At 38.9% G+C, this 17,976-nt stretch carries 12 protein-coding genes; 6 read left to right on the top strand and 6 right to left on the bottom strand.

All coding sequences use genetic code 11. From position 1 onward, the window contains the following. The first annotated feature begins 137 nt into the window (after positions 1 to 137). Positions 138 to 1,565, top strand: coding sequence for an ankyrin repeat domain-containing protein (locus ACNKW3_RS17660; protein WP_427400654.1), 1,428 nt, complete (start codon positions 138 to 140; stop codon positions 1,563 to 1,565). Between the two features lie 49 nt (positions 1,566 to 1,614). Here the strand turns inward: ACNKW3_RS17660 and ACNKW3_RS17655 are convergent, their stop codons facing one another. Continuing rightward, positions 1,615 to 1,803 (bottom strand): YgaP family membrane protein, encoded by a 189-nt coding sequence (locus ACNKW3_RS17655; RefSeq protein WP_427400653.1) that lies wholly within the window; start codon positions 1,801 to 1,803, stop codon positions 1,615 to 1,617. Positions 1,804 to 1,903: 100 nt separating this feature from the next. Further along, complete coding sequence (locus ACNKW3_RS17650; protein ID WP_427400652.1) at positions 1,904 to 2,506, bottom strand: Crp/Fnr family transcriptional regulator; 603 nt, start codon at positions 2,504 to 2,506, stop codon at positions 1,904 to 1,906. Between the two features lie 150 nt (positions 2,507 to 2,656). On the opposite strand from ACNKW3_RS17650, the gene ACNKW3_RS17645 reads away from it, so the two are divergent. Both ACNKW3_RS17645 and ACNKW3_RS17640 read left to right on the top strand, forming a co-directional pair. Further along, the gene (locus ACNKW3_RS17645) at positions 2,657 to 3,289 is read left to right on the top strand and encodes a class I SAM-dependent methyltransferase (protein WP_427400651.1); all 633 of its coding nucleotides are present in this window, start codon (positions 2,657 to 2,659) and stop codon (positions 3,287 to 3,289) included. Positions 3,290 to 3,599: 310 nt separating this feature from the next. After that, positions 3,600 to 3,857, top strand: a complete 258-nt coding sequence (locus ACNKW3_RS17640; protein WP_427400650.1) for a hypothetical protein — start codon at positions 3,600 to 3,602, stop codon at positions 3,855 to 3,857. Between the two features lie 77 nt (positions 3,858 to 3,934). On the opposite strand, the gene ACNKW3_RS17635 is transcribed toward ACNKW3_RS17640, so the two are convergent. Next, positions 3,935 to 6,031 carry a winged helix-turn-helix domain-containing protein gene (locus ACNKW3_RS17635; RefSeq protein WP_427400649.1) on the bottom strand — a complete coding sequence of 699 codons (2,097 nt, stop codon included), beginning with the start codon at positions 6,029 to 6,031 and terminating at the stop codon, positions 3,935 to 3,937. 258 nt (positions 6,032 to 6,289) lie between these two features. On the opposite strand from ACNKW3_RS17635, the gene ACNKW3_RS17630 reads away from it, so the two are divergent. Together ACNKW3_RS17630 and ACNKW3_RS17625 are read left to right on the top strand one after the other, a co-directional pair. After that, a complete protein-coding gene (locus ACNKW3_RS17630) occupies positions 6,290 to 7,114 on the top strand; it encodes a hypothetical protein (protein ID WP_427400648.1) in 825 nt (274 codons plus the stop codon). Positions 7,115 to 7,362: 248 nt separating this feature from the next. After that, complete coding sequence (locus ACNKW3_RS17625; protein ID WP_427400647.1) at positions 7,363 to 8,070, top strand: YIP1 family protein; 708 nt, start codon at positions 7,363 to 7,365, stop codon at positions 8,068 to 8,070. Here ACNKW3_RS17625 and recD read toward each other — a convergent pair. The 3 genes from recD to recC are packed head-to-tail and all read right to left on the bottom strand — an operon-like array spanning position 8,050 to position 17,062. Next, a complete protein-coding gene (recD, locus tag ACNKW3_RS17620) occupies positions 8,050 to 9,918 on the bottom strand; it encodes an exodeoxyribonuclease V subunit alpha (RefSeq protein WP_427400646.1) in 1,869 nt (622 codons plus the stop codon). The two genes, ACNKW3_RS17625 and recD, sit on opposite strands and share 21 nt — an antisense overlap. After that, positions 9,915 to 13,718, bottom strand: coding sequence for an exodeoxyribonuclease V subunit beta (gene recB / locus ACNKW3_RS17615; RefSeq protein WP_427400645.1), 3,804 nt, complete (start codon positions 13,716 to 13,718; stop codon positions 9,915 to 9,917). The genes recD and recB overlap by 4 nt, the downstream gene beginning before the upstream one ends. Further along, a complete protein-coding gene (gene recC / locus ACNKW3_RS17610) occupies positions 13,718 to 17,062 on the bottom strand; it encodes an exodeoxyribonuclease V subunit gamma (protein ID WP_427400644.1) in 3,345 nt (1,114 codons plus the stop codon). Before recC ends, recB begins: the two co-directional genes overlap by 1 nt. Before the next feature lie 431 nt (positions 17,063 to 17,493). Between recC and ACNKW3_RS17605 the strand changes: the two genes are divergently transcribed. Continuing rightward, the gene (locus tag ACNKW3_RS17605) at positions 17,494 to 17,895 is read left to right on the top strand and encodes a hypothetical protein (protein ID WP_427400643.1); all 402 of its coding nucleotides are present in this window, start codon (positions 17,494 to 17,496) and stop codon (positions 17,893 to 17,895) included. The last annotated feature ends 81 nt before the right edge of the window (positions 17,896 to 17,976 follow it).

The following is a 17,976-nucleotide window of genomic DNA, read 5'->3' as shown; positions in this document are numbered from 1 at the left end:
ATTTATTAAATACTTAGTAAGCTTATACCCATTTAATCATGTTTTCTGTACGAATGGATAAGAAAGCCCCCTTAATTTGAGGCAATATTCACCGCAATCAAAGTTAAAACTTCAAATATGGGGAATTGGAGGAAAGGATGTCATTATTAAAAAAAGCATTGTTTATTTTGATGCTGCTTATTTCATACTTATCAGAAGCAATCGTAATACGCCATGACATTGAAGACAGTAAATATAAAGCTTTAGCAGAAAATTATTCCGCTTCAGTGGCATATATTGGTGGCTGTGCTGCAACTGTTATTCAACCGAACTGGATCATATCTGCTGCTCATTGTTTGCAAGGCAAAGAAAACAGCATTTATGTTGCTCGCCATTTAGATCAGCAATATAGAGTCAATCGCATTATTGTGCATCCACAATTTACCCGAGAAAATGATGAGCTCTATGATATTGCCATAGTGCAATTGAAGGATCCTATTAAAAATAGCAAACCAGCGGTTATATATTCAGGGGATAAGGAATTAAATAAACAAGTAGTATTTGTGGGGCGCGGTACTTTTGGCAATGGTAAAGACGGCTTGATCAGAGACGATGGTATCGAAAGAGCGGCAACCAACACTGTGGATAGCGTAGATCAATTTGTCATTGGGTTTACTTTCAATGCACCTGAAACAGCTACAGAATTTGAAGGCATAAGCTCTAGAGGTGATAGCGGTGGACCAGCCTTTGTTGAACAGGATAATAAGCTTTACCTCCTTGGTGTTAGTTCTTATCAAGTAAGCAATGGTTTTAAGGAAGGCAATTATGGTGTCAGGGAGTTTTATACTCGAGTTTCAACTAATAGCGGTTGGTTGACAAAAGTTTTAAAAGAAACGGAAGACGCTTATATACCCAAAAGCCCGGTAATAAATGCCATTATTAACGACGATAAAGTGGCTCTATCCAAAGCTTTAAAAGGCAATAATAAGCTAGATAAAGACGTTGTGAATGAAGCTTTCTATCAATCGATTATCCTTTCGCGAACCTCATTAGCTAAGATGATGCTTGAACATGGCATTGACGCAACTGATGTTGAAATACATGGGCTTTCGGTATTTGAATTTGCACTACAGCAAAATAAACAGGATTATTATGCGATCTTGCAACAACATTTTAGCGACAAGGATTATGTGCATGCGGCTAAGAGTAAGGTACTGCCTTTTTACGTAATTCGATTTTTAGATAGCGATAGCCTGTTAACGGGTATAAAAATGCTGTTATCTCAAGGCGCAAATATTAATGCTCAGACATCTAATGGAGATACAGCCTTAACTATCGTTGGCTGGAATACTAGGGACATCGATTTATTTCAATTTTTTGTGAAAAATGGTGCAGATATAAATATTGGAAATAACAACGGTGATACCCCACTCATGGATGCGGCTTATTTAGGAAAAATCGAGCAATTAAAGATCTTGTTGGCAAATGGCGCTGACAAAAATTTAAAAAACAAGCAGGGCAAAACAGCCCTTGACTTGGCCAAGGGTAAAAACCATACCGAAGCGATTTCCTTGTTGCAGCAATAAATCCTTAGTTAAGCTCTTTTATGATAAAGGGCTTAATTTTTCTTCGCCATTACTTTGAAATCGGGCAGGTGTTGATGCCAAAGATTTTGTAAAGTGGGCAAAAACCAACAATTCCAGTGAGTAATGGAACTATACCTATCCAGCCCCAAGGGGTTTGCGGTCCGAAAAAAACTAATGAAAGAAGTGCAATACCTAGAAGTACTCTTATAGCGCGATCGATGTTATGTTCATTTGTCATGGTAGATCTCCATTGTTGATTGAGATCCTATTAAGCAACTAATGACATTGTTTGTCTGTGACTTAATCACCTAATGCTAGATTTAATGTATTTTTTTGATTTAGCGCAAGTTAATAAGCTCAATAGTACCTCGTTGCACTTTTAAATATCCGGCTTTTTCCATGCGTTTTAATTGACGACTCACCACTTCTCTAGAGCTACCTATATCATCAGCAAGCTGTTGATGAGTTGCGTGAATAACAAGGCTATTTTCTTTTAGTAACCTTGTTGTTAAACGTTGCTCAATGCTAAAAGTGCCAAGTACTGATATGGTATCCACTAGTACTCCGATTCGGTGGCTGAGCAGTTGTAGCAGTTTATTTCGAAACTCAGGCGACTCATCATACAAGGCATGGAATTTCGCTTTTGGCATAAAGCGAATTTCAACATCACTTTCGGCCTCGGCAATGGCGGGGTAAGGACGTTCGCTTAATAGACAGCTAGTAGTTATCACACAGGTCTCATCTTTTGATATGCGATATAACGTATTTTCTCTGCTGTCCCCACTCAAGGCATATACTCTTACCGTGCCGGATTTTACTAATAAAAAGTTTGGGCAATCTGCGCCGTCCAATTGCATGATGGTACCCTTCTTGACCTCTAACAAATGAGACTTATCAAAGAACTTCGCAAAGTCGATGGCAGGATCCTGAAGTAATGTCATGATTTTATCCGGTGCTTAAAACGCCAAACCAAAGATATTAAAATTTTTTTAAAGAAAATCAAAGATAAACACGCTCTATTGTACAAAGTAAAAGAAATTGGGAAATTAATCCTATATCCTCATAAACTATTTTGAATAATCTGCTTTGTTATGCCAACCAACTACTACAACGACAACATACAAGAACTTAAACAACAATACTCGTCAGTTCCATTTGATGCAGTGCATGCTGGATGGTCTAGGCATTTAGAAGCATTGTGGAACAAAGACGTAGTTAGAATATTAGATGTAGGGGCTGGAGTCGGTCGAGACATAAAGCATTTGGCGATAGCAGCGCAAAGTAAAGGGATTGATTATTATTGTGTGGCTGTTGAGCCTGCCATTGAAATGCTTAAAGTTGGTCAATCCTCTACTCTTGGGCTAAACATAGACTGGATCCAGGACGAATTGCCTAGCCTTAGACATACTCCAGAACAGAGTACTAAATTCGATTTAATACTACTTAGCGCCGTGTGGATGCACGTACAGCCAGAACAGCAGGCGTTGGCGCTAAAAAAGCTTTTAAGCTTATTAGCAGACGATGGCGTGCTTATCTTGACAATAAAATTGGGTATGGGGGCACAGGAGCTTTATGCTAGAGCAATGTTCGAAATAAATATTGATGATTTAATCGCTAAGGCAGATAAATTAGGGGCTATAGCGATGTTAGAAACTGATTTAGTAGCTGATAAGCTTGGTAGGCGCAATATTTATTGGCAAACCTTGAGTATTAAGAAAAAATAATCGCAAAATTAAATAATTCGCTATTTCCCTTTAAATATTTCTCAATATCACCTTCTTAAAACCGTCTGGATCGCATAACAAAAACCTAATACAAACTTTTTCAATTTTAAGTTTTTGAAATTATTGAACAAAAATTCAATTTTCAAATCTCACAAATAACTCACTTTTTCATCATTTACTTTTTAATTTAGCTGAATAAAAGTAATAAGGGTCAGCCGAACAAAAAAAGTTTTCATGTTGATAAGCTTTTTTCAGAATTTTTCAAAAACATAATAATTTGACGTACTAGACGTACTAATGGAGATATATAATGAAACTGCCTACCTTTTTAAAAAGAACTGCAATCGTCGCTACTATCACAATGACAGCTTGTTTTGCTGTAACAGCGGAAGAAGAAAAAGAAACATCTAAAGATGATGATATTTTATCTTTCGATTACACCCCTTTTACACTTGGTGGCTCTGACCGTCTTGATGATGAGTGGGAAATTTATAACTGCTGGCCAATGCCAGAATGTTTAATCCCTAAAGATCGCAGATCTGATGGCGAAACTAACGGCGGCAACTAATTGTTGATTGACAATTAATCCCCAAGTTTTATTTCAGTCGGTGGAATTGAGGTAAGTGTCCTTCTATGCTTCTTAACTTACCTTAATTCCATTATGTCAGTTTGAGCCGGCGAAAACGCGTTAACCAAAATACTACTTTCATCTTGCTTAATGAAAAATTTAGCATTCAATAGCTCCACATCAAACGCCCTTTTATCCAATTCCCCAGTATTCAAATTGAAACGTACCAAGTCTGTATGAGTTCCATTAATTTCAAAATAATATAAATGGGTGTTTATTACTTGCCAAGTGTAATTCACTTTTAAATTAATTGGTATATCAATGGCTTTACGTGTTTTGTTTTTCACATCATATAAAAATGTACCGAGATCACTTTGCGCAACTAAGGTGTTCTTGATGGCAGTTGAGGCTATTGCCGAGATGCCTTTTTCTAAACGTGTTGCTTCGCCGCTACTGATATCAAGTTGCCAAACTTCGCTTTCGTTCAAATAAGAATTTACATAGTAGATAATATTCGAATCCGTTGACCATGCAGGGTAGGTCACATAATGATTTTCTGGAGAATAATACACCAATTTTTTAGTGTCAGGGTTTAGTACAAAGAGTTTTCTACCTATAGTGCCGGTAATTAACTCCTGATCATAAGCAGTTTGTAAATTATCGATTTGTTGATAATCATCAAATTCTGTTAATTGGCTATGACCGTTGACAGGATCCCATTGCCAGATCTGTCGTAATCCGCTTTTATGGGATAAATAATAAATCCTATCGCTTACTTTTGAGTAAATGCCAAAAAAGTCGCGGAAAGGGGAGCTAATGGAAAATGCGTTGCCTTCCCCTGAATTCTCATTAAATGGATTATTGACTTGGCGAATTTCAACGTTGCTTAAATCGCCGGAAATGATAAATAGCCGGTTGCTTTGAGACGTCATTTGACTGATGGACGTAGGGCTCACGTAATAGGTTTCTTCTGCCCAATTTTGTTTTGGCGAAATACTCATTACCGTTTTACCTATTAGATATAGTAATTGCTCGTTGTGCCAAGTTAACGACTTGATAATAGATTTTACTTTCGCTGTATAGGTAGGTGAAAAACCTTCTAATCGATAAACAATGACTTCAGTTTCATTTCTGAATAGCCTAGCGACCGCAAGATAAGAGTGACTTTCGTCTACCGAAATTAAATAATCACCACCACTATGAGAACTCGGCAGGGTGAGACGTATTATCTCTTTGGTGTCAATATTCACAGTGAAAACAGAATAAATATCTCTTTCATCAATGGCTGAAAAAAATAAGCTGTCTCCGTCCTGATTCCATATTATAGTGTTAATGGGTTTTTCAGCTGAATATATTTTCTGTAAATTTTGCGGTGGTCCATCGTCTGAATAATCGCCTACCATAATGGCAAATTCAGAGCCTGATTTGCGGAGAAAAGCGAGTTTATTCGAGTTAGCGGAATAAACAGGTTTAAAATCGTCGGCGTCGCCACTCGTTAATGCCGTTGAAGAGTGATTAACGAGATGAAAGCTTGATATATGCCAAGGTTCATCGCGACCACTTTTATAGGAATATAGAACCTTATTGGTATCTGGAATATAACTAACGTCTTTTTCACCCCCTTTAATATCAACTAAGGGATACACATGCTTAGATTTATTGAAAGGAAAAAACTGCATTACGCCGACGATAAAAATTGCGGTAATGGTAGCCGTTAAAATGAGATATAGGGGCTTCTTTGATTTTGTCGACCAGTTTGGGTTTTCCTTGGTTTTTTGAGGTACTTGGCTGACCTTTTTATTTTTGGGGATTTCACTCGACTTTAAATTAGGTGAAGAATGAACTTTATAGCCCACATCTGCAATTAAAACGTAGCCACGCTTATGAATATTTTGAATATATTGGGGATTTTTAATGTCATCGCCGAGTGCTTTTCGCAATAAACTAATGATGCGTCTAACGGTTCCAGGGGTGATAACTTTTCCTGTCCAAACGTTGTCGATAAGGTCATCAATAGACAATACCTCTCCCTTGTGGTTTGCCATATAATTGAGTAATTCAATGGCCATCCACTCCATTTCGACAAGTTCTCCATGCCTAGATTGGAGCATGGAAAGTTCGGTATGAACTATCCATTCGCCAACTACTAAGCAGGAACGTTTTTCAGTGTTCACGCCAACCCCTTAATACACGTGACCTCGAGAGTATTGATGAGGCTCACCTAACAAATAAATAACACTTGCCTCACAATATATCAGATAAAAAAATTGTTTGATAGCCACCTAACAAATGATGTGCAAATAACTCACGCATTCCCATTGCCTAACTCATACATGGTTGACAAAAATTTAGTTTAATTGCCATGTCTGTTAAGGAATAAACCAAAATTTTCTAAATCACAATACTCCAAAAGAATTAAAAGGAGAAGCATCATGGACAGTTTTTTCTTACATGGTGAAAGGCTAGTTATCTCAGACCAAGGCCCTCATGAAAATAATAAGAATTACCAAAGTGTAAGAAAATTTTCACAGAGCAATAATATGAGTATTAAGTCGACAATAAAATGGATATATGACGTATCTCAACAAGACAAATTGCTAGAAAAAATACTTTTGCCTAAGGTAGAAGCGGTCAAATTTGACTCCTTGTCTAGCTTGGACACTTATTTTACTCGCCGCAATACCAGTATTTACACGGATAAGGCGATAAGCCTGCAAGAATTATCAAATTTTTTATATTTGGCTTATCCAAAACACAATAACAGAAAAGAATCGCATTTCAGTCATGACAACCTCTCCTCATTGACTGGGCGCGGCAGTAGCTGCCGCCTCATTATGTTTATACAAAATGTGACTTCGCTTCGAACAGGTATTTACCTGTACGACGAGTATGATCACTGTTTGTATTTATTTAAAAAGTGCTCATCACGCCAAATTCAGCAATTATTAAAGGCTAACTGCTTTCAAGATGAGTTCGTAAGTTCACCAATAATGTTTGCACAATTGGGATCCTTAGTAGAAAGCAGTCAGCACGTAAGTGAAAGCGTAAATCGCTACATCATGATTGAAGATGGTATGCAAATTCAACGTATGTATATGGCCGCTAGTACGCTTAGCTTAGCTTGTTATCTCACAGGGAGTTTGATTAAAGCATCAATCGAAAAATGGGTAGGCATAGATAATTTTAATTTTAGTTTATCTAGTGCATTTGTATTAGGGCATTACGAAGAGCCCGAAGAAGAAGACCAGTGGCTATAACGGAGACCACTAAGTTTTGTTGTAAGGACATAAAGGATGAAAAAATATAGCACGTTTTTCTATATTGGTGTGGTTGGTCTAGGAATTAGCTTCGTCATCAATATTCTGATTGTGCTTTTCCAGGATGTTCCAAGAATGACTTTGATCGTTATCTGGACACCTATTTATTTAAATTTTCTGTTTTTTTTAATAATGGGTGCATACCAGAATCATTGGCATAGAACCATTAACAAAAAATAGGAATAATCATGACCGGATTACTCTCAACTTCTATAAATGTGTTAGTTGCACCACGAAATGAAGTCGATAATATCATTTCGCACCCTAGACTAAGCTTAATCCCTTTTGCTGCGCTTTTAGTTTTATTTGCAGTACTTTGGTTCAAATATTACGCCAATGTGGACTTTGAATGGTATAAGAACCGAATGTTAACTGATGCCATTATGCAAAACCCAGAAGTGCCTGTGTATGCTATGGAAGAAAATATGCAAAATGTAACGCCGAGTTTAACTTTAGCGGTGAATATGTTTTCGGGCACTATGGCGATTATTATTTTGTTGGTTGTTCGATCTTTGTACTTGTCTATTGCTAGCAATATTATAAAGCAAAGTCGCATAAATATTACCCATTGGTTTGCTATATCGGCATGGTCCACCTTGCCGATTTCTTTGGTTATGATTGGAGCGCTACTCTATTTTTCAGGGGAAGACATGCGATATCTGCCAATTGAGGCTATCAATTACATGTCGCTTAACAATTTGTTCTTCAATTTTTCCAGTTCCCATCCATGGGCAGCTTTATTTAATACCATAGATATTTCGATGCTTTGGAGTTTTACTATTATTGCTTTAATGTTTTCAAAGCTTACCAGCATTGGTCCTATTCAATCGGCAGCGATTTCAACTTTGCCGTTTTTACTCATCTATGGAATTTGGTCAGCTAGTATTCTGCTCTAGCCTCGTAAGCTGTTGCAAAACAGTATCCCGTCTATTGGTTTGCGCTGCACTGTAGCGCAATACCTTTTCAACCGCTAAGATTTCGATATGACTTTGGGCACGGGTTATTCCTGTATACACCAACTCTCGATTACAGCCTTGGGTGATTTGATAGGGCAAAATTATGAGTACTTGTTCGAATTCACTGCCTTGGGTTTTATGTATGGTTAGCGCAAAAGCGGTTTCATACTTGGGCAGTCGATGAATACTAATTTGCATGGGATGTCCGTTATCTCTTTCTATGTAAGCGGTTAATTGTCCTGATTCAGAAGATGACCAAATCACGCCAATATCGCCATTATTTAGGCCGGTTGACGGATCGTTTTCAGTAATCATTATGGCTTGCCCATGAAATAAGCCTAAATTCGATGTGCTTCCCACGATATTTTGTAGTTTATTACTTATCCATTGATTCAGTTGCTCAACCCCACTAGGACCTTTTCGAATGGGAGATAAAATTCGAAATGCTTTTAGTGCATCAAACAGCGTTTTGGGATGTGATGCCTGTTTAACTTTAGTGGAATACTCTTCTATAAAAGGTTGCAGCCTAGCTTGCTGATGTTCTAAAAACGCTGATTCGGTAATATCATTCGGTAAAATATTGGCGGCATTGAGTAAGCTCAGCATTTGACTGAGGTCTCCAGTATGCACAGCTTGTGCTAACTGATTGATTTGGTTTTTTGACCTATGGTTTTGACTAAGGGTGACTACATGATCGCTTTGATTATTTGCGCCTACAGGCACTTCTATACCTGATAATTGCTGAATAAAGTGGGCGACAGCTTCGGATTTATCATTGTTGGTGTTTTGGGTTAAATCTGCCAACAGATTTCCAGGTTCAACCGAAGGTAATTGTGCGGTGTCACCTACCAGAATTAGCTGAGTAGAGGGTTTGCAAGCGCGTAAAAGTTTGGCAAACAATGCACTATCAACCATAGAAAATTCGTCAACTACTAACAGGTCACATCGCAATAGATTATTTTGATTCTTGCGAGTAGAGGTTTTATCAGCGCGAGCGCCAAGTAATTTATGTACAGTGGTTGCAATTACCGGAATGCTGGAAACTTGTTCTGTGATAAGTGGGATTTCCTGAAGTTGCTCAATGGCTTCACTTAATGATTCACTTAGACGCTGTGCCGCTTTACCTGTAGGGGCAGCCAATTGAATGCTACGTTTTGGGTGAATGCATCTATACATAGCCAATAAACGAGCGACCGTATAGGTTTTTCCGGTGCCTGGCCCACCGTTTAGTACCATAAATTGTTGGGTTAACGCGTTTGCCACAGCCACTGCTTGCCAATTTATTTGCTGGTTGTTGTTAGCAAAAATTGCGTCAAACTGTGCTTTATGCTGATCTGAAATAGCGACTTCCATAGGCTTTTTCATAATTTGCACGCGCGCTAATATTTCTTGCTCATACTGATAATAACGGCGTAAACACAATGTGTCTTTTATCAATACGTAAGGTGGTGTTTCTGCCGAGGTTTGCAACCAGAGTGAGAGCAGTTCTTGTAGTTGCTCTACATTGGGTAGTTGTATCCCGGGGGCAAAAGTATGATCCTCAGTTTCAATAAGATCACTGTCTTGCACTTGGCTACTAAACAAGGTTTGTCCAGCAATCCCATCTAGCGGCAAACAGGTATTGCCTTGTTGCAAGTGCAAATGTAGCTTTAACAGTACACTATATATAACCTCTGTTTTTGACGACTGTGACGTAGGTAAAGGATAGTAATCGATAATTTTAGCTACGATTACTGCATCTGATTGGGATACACCATGAAATCGGCTGATTAAATGACGCCAGTTCATAAAGTATCCTCCAACAATTGCCACAAAGTGTTGCTCAGTTGTGTGGAGTAAATGCCTGAGCCTTGGGGAAACTGTGGCGACATGCCGCGTAGGAAGAAGTAATAAACGCCGCCAAAATCTCTTTCTCTTTGGTAATCGGGAATTCGGGCTGCTAAATACTTGTCTAATGCCCAACAATAAATAATGTATTGCAGGTCATAATTGTGCTCTAAAATCGCCTTTGTTAGCTGTGCATCGCCGTAATCTAAAGCCTTATCGCCCAAATAGTTCGATTTGTAATCGGCAACATAATAGCGTCCGTTGTGAATAAACAATAAATCGATAAATCCATGCATCATGCCATTTAAATTTTCCATTGTGAAATAGGGCATTGGAAAATCAGCAGCAATAGAATTTTGTTGCCTGTGCTCTTTTAAAATGCGTGATATCTTGGCTGCACTTAGTTCATCTAATGGAAAATAGAATTCCGGTTCTTTAAGGGTATTTTGTGCGGTCAAAGATCCCAAAGTAAAACTACCTTGTTTATCAACCTCTGGAATTGGCGTGTTCAATATGGCATTTATCCAAGTGTTCAGTCCTTGAATATCGAGAGTATCATGAGTATTTGCATAAAAGGCGACGTGTGGATTTTCCATACCCAATTGAATAGGTTTTGAAAAATCATGGTCTTCTAAAATATTGTGTAGTAGGTTGCCAGTATCAGCACTTCTTTGAATGCTGAAACGACAGTCTAGATTAAATTCACTGTTTTCTTCTTCTACATCGGCGGGCGAAGGTTTTGGCAATTGCAGACTCTGGTCGCGGTCTTTCTCTGTTAAATCTACCGTCTTATGTTGTCTCGCGATTTTTGAAAATGAAGCAAGTTGCCATGCTTGATCTGTCGACTGAGTGAAAGAACTTGCTTGTAATTCAATAGCTAACTGCTGACTTTTGGCTATATCAACCTGCTCATCATTGCCAAAAAAATCGGTATAGAACAACTCTGGTGCATGTTCGGTCAAACTCACCAATTGCGCGTAAGGATTATTAATTCCTTGATGAATAAGCAAATGATAAAGGGCCGTTTTTTCATAACGGGATTGACGTCCAATTCCCAAATAGCAACGATGAACAGCTCGCGTGATTCCCACGTACAGCAAGCGTATTTGCTCAGCAAAGTCTTGCTGCATTTGCCAAGCTGAAGACGTATCGTCTATGCCTATTTGCACCTTAATACAAGCCTGTTCAGGATCAAAATAACGTAAAATGTGGTTTGGTCGTGGTGAATATGGCTCATGGCCCGCAAAAGGAATAAATACTATGGGATATTCCAAACCTTTTGATTTATGCAAGGTGACTATCTGTACCAAAGCCTCATCAGACTCCAAGCGCTGAACGTTCTCATCTTGCTCAAGGGGAACATCAGATTCAGCTGAATTCAGTGGCAATTGCTTTTTAAACCAATTCAGTAATTGATAAGCATGCTCACTGGCATTGCTTTGTGCGTTTAATAATTCAGATAAATGGGTGTAGTTTGTCAAGATGCGCTCTTTGAGCACATCATTTCTATGGGTTTTAAACCTTGATTTCAGCAAGCTAGTGATGAGTACAAGCACACCTTCATTTAACCAAATTTGCTGCAACTCATGCATTTGCTCTTTTAGCGCATCAAACTTATCCATGTCTGTGGTAAGCTGGTGCAATTCTTCCACGGACAGCCCGAAAAGCTCTGTACTTACGGCTCTAAAAAACTTGTGGTTTTGATTAGCATGCAAAATGCCATCTAACGCTTGATACAAATAAGTCGCTTCTTTACTCCCGAAGATATCCGCTTTTTCACTTAGGTATACCGAGGCTATTTCCGCCTGCTTTAACGCATCTTGTATATACTTGGCTTCCGATTTTGAAGCTACCAAAATTGCAATATCTTTAAACTTTACAGGCGCGTCTTCAATCTTGGTTTCTTTTGTTAATCGCACTATTTCATTGGCAACTGCGAGTGCTTGTTCAGCCTTAAAAGTTTTGCCATGATGATGGCTAGTATCTGTCCAAATATCTTCATTTAGTTGAAAATGGATGGCACCTTTTCTGCTGTCTGACAACTTGTTTGTTTGTGTATCTTTGCCAGGATAAATCCAAGGGTAGGGGATATGCGGATCGAAAATATGCGCATCCTGAATAATAGAATCTCTATCTGCTTCTACTTTTTGCTCAAGGCGCTGATCATGCTGCGCTAAAGGTAATCGGTTTTTAATATCCAATATTGAGTTTTCAGTCACTTTGGCGCCATAAAACAAACAATTGTAGCCATTAATGACAGCATCAGAAGAGCGGTAATTATGTTGCATGGACCAAAGTTGAGCCCCTTCACGAGCAAGAATATAGGTATTAATATCACCACCTCTAAAGCCGTAAATCGCCTGTTTGGGATCACCTATCATTACCAACATAGTGTTAGTGGCATCTTGGGGGTAGCAATGAGAAAAAATCGCATACTGGTGCTTATCAGTATCTTGAAACTCATCTATCAAGGCAAAGGGATAATGTGTTCTGATGTAGTTTATTAAGCCTTGATTTCCCTGTGAAATAGCCTCCGCTAAACTATGGATAGTATCGTCATGGTCTATCACTTCATGTTGCTGCTTATTGGATAGAATGCGACCTCTAATATCCAGAATCCAAGTCAGTACCTCTTGATAAAGTGCTTCAAATTGGATGTTTTCTTGTTGTTTCTTTTCAAGTTTAGCCAATTCAGTATCGAATTTTTTTAATTCAGAACATAATGATTTGGCTTCATCAGACAAGGTGGCATATTTGTCCGCAAATGCCGCTAAATCGTCTTTAGCATCTGTGTTACCTGAAAAATGACCGACAAATCTATCAACTAATTTCTTACCAAAGATCGGTTTTACTTTGGTTTTTGCTACCAAGTTGTCATAACTTGGTAAGGCTAACCAATCCATCAATGCCTCAAACGCCGCTATGCGATCAGCTTTTTCAGCACTCAAGGTGGCTTGCATGCTAGCTATTTGAGTCTGTAGCAGTGTAATAGCGGTGGTTACTTGTGGGTGATTAAAAAATGTTTGATAAAGGTCGTTTAAATTAGCCAGTGCTAAGTCTTTTTGTTGTTTTATTGCCACTGATTCACTTTCAGCTGAGCATCGGGCAATATCCATAACACTTAACGTATTATAGCCAATGAGCGCCGGATAAAATGTTTCAACGAATTGGTTTGGCGTAAGTATTCCCAGTTGTTCAAGTTGAGACACTATGGGTTGTTCAGTTTGATGGCGCCTGAACCAGTCTTGCACTTCTTGCAGTACATAGGCGCGGCTACTGTGAATGACTTCAGGGGTAAAACTTTGATGACGTAAAAACGCAGTTTGTTTAATTACACGCTGACAAAAGCTGTGAATAGTAAATACCGAAGCCTCATCTAAGTCTAGGGCTGCGGACTTCAGTAGAACGGCTGCTTTTTTTAATTGAGCTCGTTGCTGATCGTCGACTTCTTCATCAATTGGAATTTGTTCTATTATTTGACGAAATTGATCATCAATTTTATCCGGCGTTTCGGTGATACAGGTTAGCAACTCATTTACCGCCTCAGCGATGCGACCGCGCAGTTCTTCTGTTGCCGCTTTAGTAAATGTCACCACCAAAATCTGTTGCACCTCGACCTGTTTCACCAATAACAGACGTATAAAAATACGGGTAATATTGTAGGTTTTCCCTGTTCCAGCACTGGCTTCAATAATGTGTCTACCATTGAGCGCCATGGCACCAACATCTAAAGGCGAGGGAATAAGAGGCTGATTGTTCATTAGCATTCCCACCCTTGAGGTAGGTGCGCAAAGTAAAGCTGTTCTAGCTTTTCACTATCTATGTGTTCTGCGCTGACATTGTCGGGGAAAAAATACGCTACATAGTCATTTGCGAAATATTCATTATCTAACACCTTATTTAGTGCATCTGGAATATCAGCAGTATCTTGATAATTGCTTTGTTTAGCTTTTATTACCGCTCTATTCGCTGCACAACCTAGCTCCAAATGCAGCATGCTTGGCCTCTGCATTCCGGTTTGATAATGTTGCAATAAGGTAGAAAGGAATGCCTTTGCTTTGAACGCATCAAAATTATTATCATTCAGCTCAAGCTGGCCAATTTTAGGTTGCGAAGATTTACTATCGCCAGTTTGAATCCCTTTTAAATAGCCTTTTATATCGACAAAGGTCAAGACAGTGGAAACGGGTTTATTAGACGCTATGCGCTTTATGGCATGTTTGATACAGGTGCCAAATAAGTCTTTTACTGATATTTGGTGATTAGCAAGAATTTGACTATTGTTGTGAATATCCACTTCCGTAAATGAATTTAATATTATGGTTTTGTTGTTGACCGATATCTCCGTATTAAATTCACTTACTTCTTGAGAATCATCAAGATAGGAATCTTGTGCAAACGATTGAGCTAAACCAGTAAATGCTTGATGATAAATATCTTGCTGGGAGCTAATTTCGGGTAAATCTCCAGCTTTGTGCATTTGCTGTATTTTTTGCTCGAAAGCCAAAGCTTCTTGTCTAGCTGCTAGGTCTATTAAGAATTGATTAATTTGATAGCGCACTAAGCCTGAGGCTTCAAAAGGTTCGGTATCGTCTTGTGCATCTACAAATCTATCGAAGGATAAGTGCAAATGGTGGTGCGCAAAAGCTGCCAGCGGATCTGTATAAAAGCTTACTAAATCATCTGCGTCAATAAAGGCGGGTAATTCAAATTCACAGCGTAAATCAGCCATGGTTATGACTTTTTCATTCGCAACCTTTAGCCAAGCACTCGAAAACGAAGGTCGTTGTGCCCAATCTGCATCTGTTAATTTGTCTTTTTCGTAGGCTTTTGGACTAAATGGTTGTAGTGGATGTTCAGTAACAGGAACACAATCAAAAGCTTGCTTTAAATAGTCCATAAACTCCCGCAATACCAAACTCGGTTCGCGTTTTCCATTATCTTTAATGCTCTTACCTTGATAGCTTAAGTACAGATATTGTCGAGCAGAAATTAAGGCTTCTAAAAACATGTATCTGTCTTCGCTACGTCTTGATCTATCTGTACTTCTAGCTTTATCTCGGACCATTAAATCAATGCTAAGGGGCTGTGCGCTACGAGGAAAAACGCCGTCATTTAAACCTAAAATACACACCACTTCAAAAGGCACACTTCGCATGGGTACCATAGAACAAAATGTCACTTGTCCGGTATTGAACTGATTCACTGGATCTGGTTTGGATAACAAGTTAGATAGCGCTTCGCGGGCAACAGATAATTTAACTTGATGCTCGTGTTTGGCTTTTAAAATGTTATTGTTAATTTGTTCAATGGCAGCTTTCAGCGTTGCCAAAGCCCGATTGTCATCTTTTTCGGCAAACAGTTGTTCTAGGATTTCGCTTTGCATAAAACCCAGCCACATTTGCATACTACGCTGTGTTTGCAAGCCAGCGTAGATGGTTTGCAAGGTTTCAATGAACAGAATTAGCTTGCCCAGTATGGATAAGGATTGACCTTCTACACAGTTAACCATAGCAAAAGGTAAATTATCGGCGTCCTCGTCAGCAAAAAGCGCCGATTTCAATAGACGAGACAATCCCCATTCCCAAGTATAGATGTCTTTCACCTCTGCTTGTTGCAAGATGGCAGCTTTATGTTCCGCATCTTTACCCCAATAAATATTGGCTTCACTTATCCATTTTTCACAAAGCTCTACTTCTGAAGGCGTTAGGCCGAATTTTCGTTGCACACTTTCAATGTGCAGGTAATCAATCAGAGATGTCACGCTAAAGCGGCTGTCGGGTAAGTGCAGCATATCGATAAACATACTGACCATAGGATCAGCATCCAAGGGGGCTCTGTCTGCAATTGAGCAGACTAACTGAGGATTGCCATCTTGGTCAGTGGCATAGCTGCCTCTGAATACACTCTTTACATAAGGGGCGTAATCTTCAACCGCAGGACATAGCACAATAATGTCGTGAGGTTTAATGCTATTGTCACTGTTTTGGATAATCTGCAGAAGATAATCATGCAACACTTGAATCTCACGCAAGGCGCTATGACAACTATGGATACTGACCGAATTATCAGGTGGCAGTTTGCCTGCTACACCGGTTTGGGCTTGCAATAAATCTTGTTGAATAGCGCTTAATACAGTGAGTTCTTTGGCTTCTTCTTGCGCCAATTTATCTGCAAACAACGCACGTTGAGTAAAATCAGGATAATCAATTTTTTGTAATTGATTAAACAAGACCCGCCCTTGTTTGCCTAAATTTGCCAACAAAGTATTGGGTGAATCTTCATCGGTAAGTTTAGTAACACCTTGCTCAAGCTTTTCTTTCATCAGAGCATAGGTTGAAACCAAATCACCCCAAAATTCAACGCATGGATTTAAATGAAAAAAGTAAATATCGACTTCTTGACCTATGGTTTCCAAAAAGGTCAACTGCTCTGGGGTTAACGCATTCACCGCAAAAATATACAATACTTTAGGTAGCTGATAGGTGTTAGGTGTAAAATTTTCAGTGGCCGTTTTCACAATTTTCGCAGGATAAGCATCAGATGTTGCCACTAACATCTGCCAGAGTTTTTTCTGCCAGGGTTCAAGCATCTGCTGCGCGCTATCTTGGCTAAAAATGGACTGATTGCGCTGCCAAAGCTCAAACCATTCAGGACGAAATTGCATATATTGCTCAAATACATCAGCTGTACCCTGAGCGAGAATAAAACGGGCTTTTTCAGGATCAGATGCTTGTTGCCAATAAGCGTTCGCATGTTCGGCGTCTGGATCTTGTTGAAACGCTTCTGTGCGCAATAGGTGTTCAATACGCCAGGTTAAAATTTCTCTCTTGTATAAGGATTCCTTGGGCACTTGATCTTCGCCAAGAATACAGCGGCAGAGGGAGTAAATACCACGAGATACCAAAGGAAAATCGATATTCATGGCAACGCCGCATGATTGAGCGATGCGCATATGGATAAAATGCTTCATACCCAAACTTTCAACCATCACAGTTGAAGGTTCAAAAATGCCAAGCCGCCCAGAAGTATAATCGTTTTTTAATAATTCAATGAGCACTTGCAGTAAGTACTCTTGACGATTAGACGGCACAATATTGAACATCAAACTTCCTTTATTGTCTGTATTATTCCACGATAAAAATCATAGATTTTGCTTCGATGCTGGTCAGTTATAATGACATAAATTTTAATAAGGCACATCTTTGAAATGGGCTAAAAACACTTGAGGTTTTAGTTATATAAAAAATGTTTTAAGAAGTAAGAGATATATGCTCGCTATACCGCAAGTTGTTGTAAATTTTTTTGTGTAAATCTCAATTTTTTAAATAAGTAAATCAATAGGTTAGATAAAATCTTGTATTTGGCGAGTTTTCTCGCTAAATACAGGCTTGCGAAATCCAAGGCAAAACCACCCAAACCAAAGTTGACCTTTTAAAATTAAATGTTGTATAACAAAGGTTTATATTAAAGGGACATTAGCTATGAATCTACTGCACTTTCGTTCATATGCGAGATGCTCGCTAATAAGGCGTTATGCATCCAAGTAAACAGGTTCAAATTTTGAAAATTCTTATTGGCTTTATTTTACTAATCACGGCCGAAATTGGTTATTGTGAGTTGGTTGAGTCAAAAAGCCTGAAAAGTATTGGCGGCAGTATAGTCGAATACGAAGAAGGTAGCTTTGACTTAGTAGTACCTAACGTGCTGGATAGTTGCCAAATCTACTCTGTTCAGACTGATTTAACAGAAAATGGGTCTTTGGTTTTCTCAAGTGAATTAAGAGATAACTTAACTCAGATAGACAAGTTTGTATCAACAATTATTTTTGATCCTCTGAGCAAATTTGTACTGTCAGTGACACTTATATATAAATGTGAGAATACAATTAAGACCATTCAGCTTGGTTCTTTTTCAGAAATAATAAAGGCGGAGTAATGATGCATAATCGGGTAGCCAAGGGTCTCTAACCCTCAGCCCCCACAACACCCTGCATGCGGCTCCGCACAGGGCGTTTCA

This window comes from Glaciecola sp. 1036 (assembly GCF_050306235.1).
Lineage (GTDB): Bacteria > Pseudomonadota > Gammaproteobacteria > Enterobacterales > Alteromonadaceae > Glaciecola.
The sequence above is the reverse complement of the archived record's forward strand: the minus strand, read 5'-3'. Positions and strand labels throughout refer to the sequence as shown.

Bases quoted from the DNA above. Each gene is read 5' to 3' on its own strand.
- ACNKW3_RS17660 (WP_427400654.1), top strand. From the start codon at position 138: ATGTCATTATTAAAAAAAGCATTGTTTATTTTGATGCTGCTTATTTCA.
- ACNKW3_RS17655 (WP_427400653.1), bottom strand. From the start codon at position 1,803: ATGACAAATGAACATAACATCGATCGCGCTATAAGAGTACTTCTAGGT.
- ACNKW3_RS17650 (WP_427400652.1), bottom strand. From the start codon at position 2,506: ATGACATTACTTCAGGATCCTGCCATCGACTTTGCGAAGTTCTTTGAT.
- ACNKW3_RS17645 (WP_427400651.1), top strand. From the start codon at position 2,657: ATGCCAACCAACTACTACAACGACAACATACAAGAACTTAAACAACAA.
- ACNKW3_RS17640 (WP_427400650.1), top strand. From the start codon at position 3,600: ATGAAACTGCCTACCTTTTTAAAAAGAACTGCAATCGTCGCTACTATC.
- ACNKW3_RS17630 (WP_427400648.1), top strand. From the start codon at position 6,290: ATGGACAGTTTTTTCTTACATGGTGAAAGGCTAGTTATCTCAGACCAA.
- ACNKW3_RS17625 (WP_427400647.1), top strand. From the start codon at position 7,363: ATGACCGGATTACTCTCAACTTCTATAAATGTGTTAGTTGCACCACGA.
- recD (WP_427400646.1), bottom strand. From the start codon at position 9,918: ATGAACTGGCGTCATTTAATCAGCCGATTTCATGGTGTATCCCAATCA.
- recB (WP_427400645.1), bottom strand. From the start codon at position 13,718: ATGAACAATCAGCCTCTTATTCCCTCGCCTTTAGATGTTGGTGCCATG.
- recC (WP_427400644.1), bottom strand. From the start codon at position 17,062: ATGTTCAATATTGTGCCGTCTAATCGTCAAGAGTACTTACTGCAAGTG.
- ACNKW3_RS17605 (WP_427400643.1), top strand. From the start codon at position 17,494: ATGCATCCAAGTAAACAGGTTCAAATTTTGAAAATTCTTATTGGCTTT.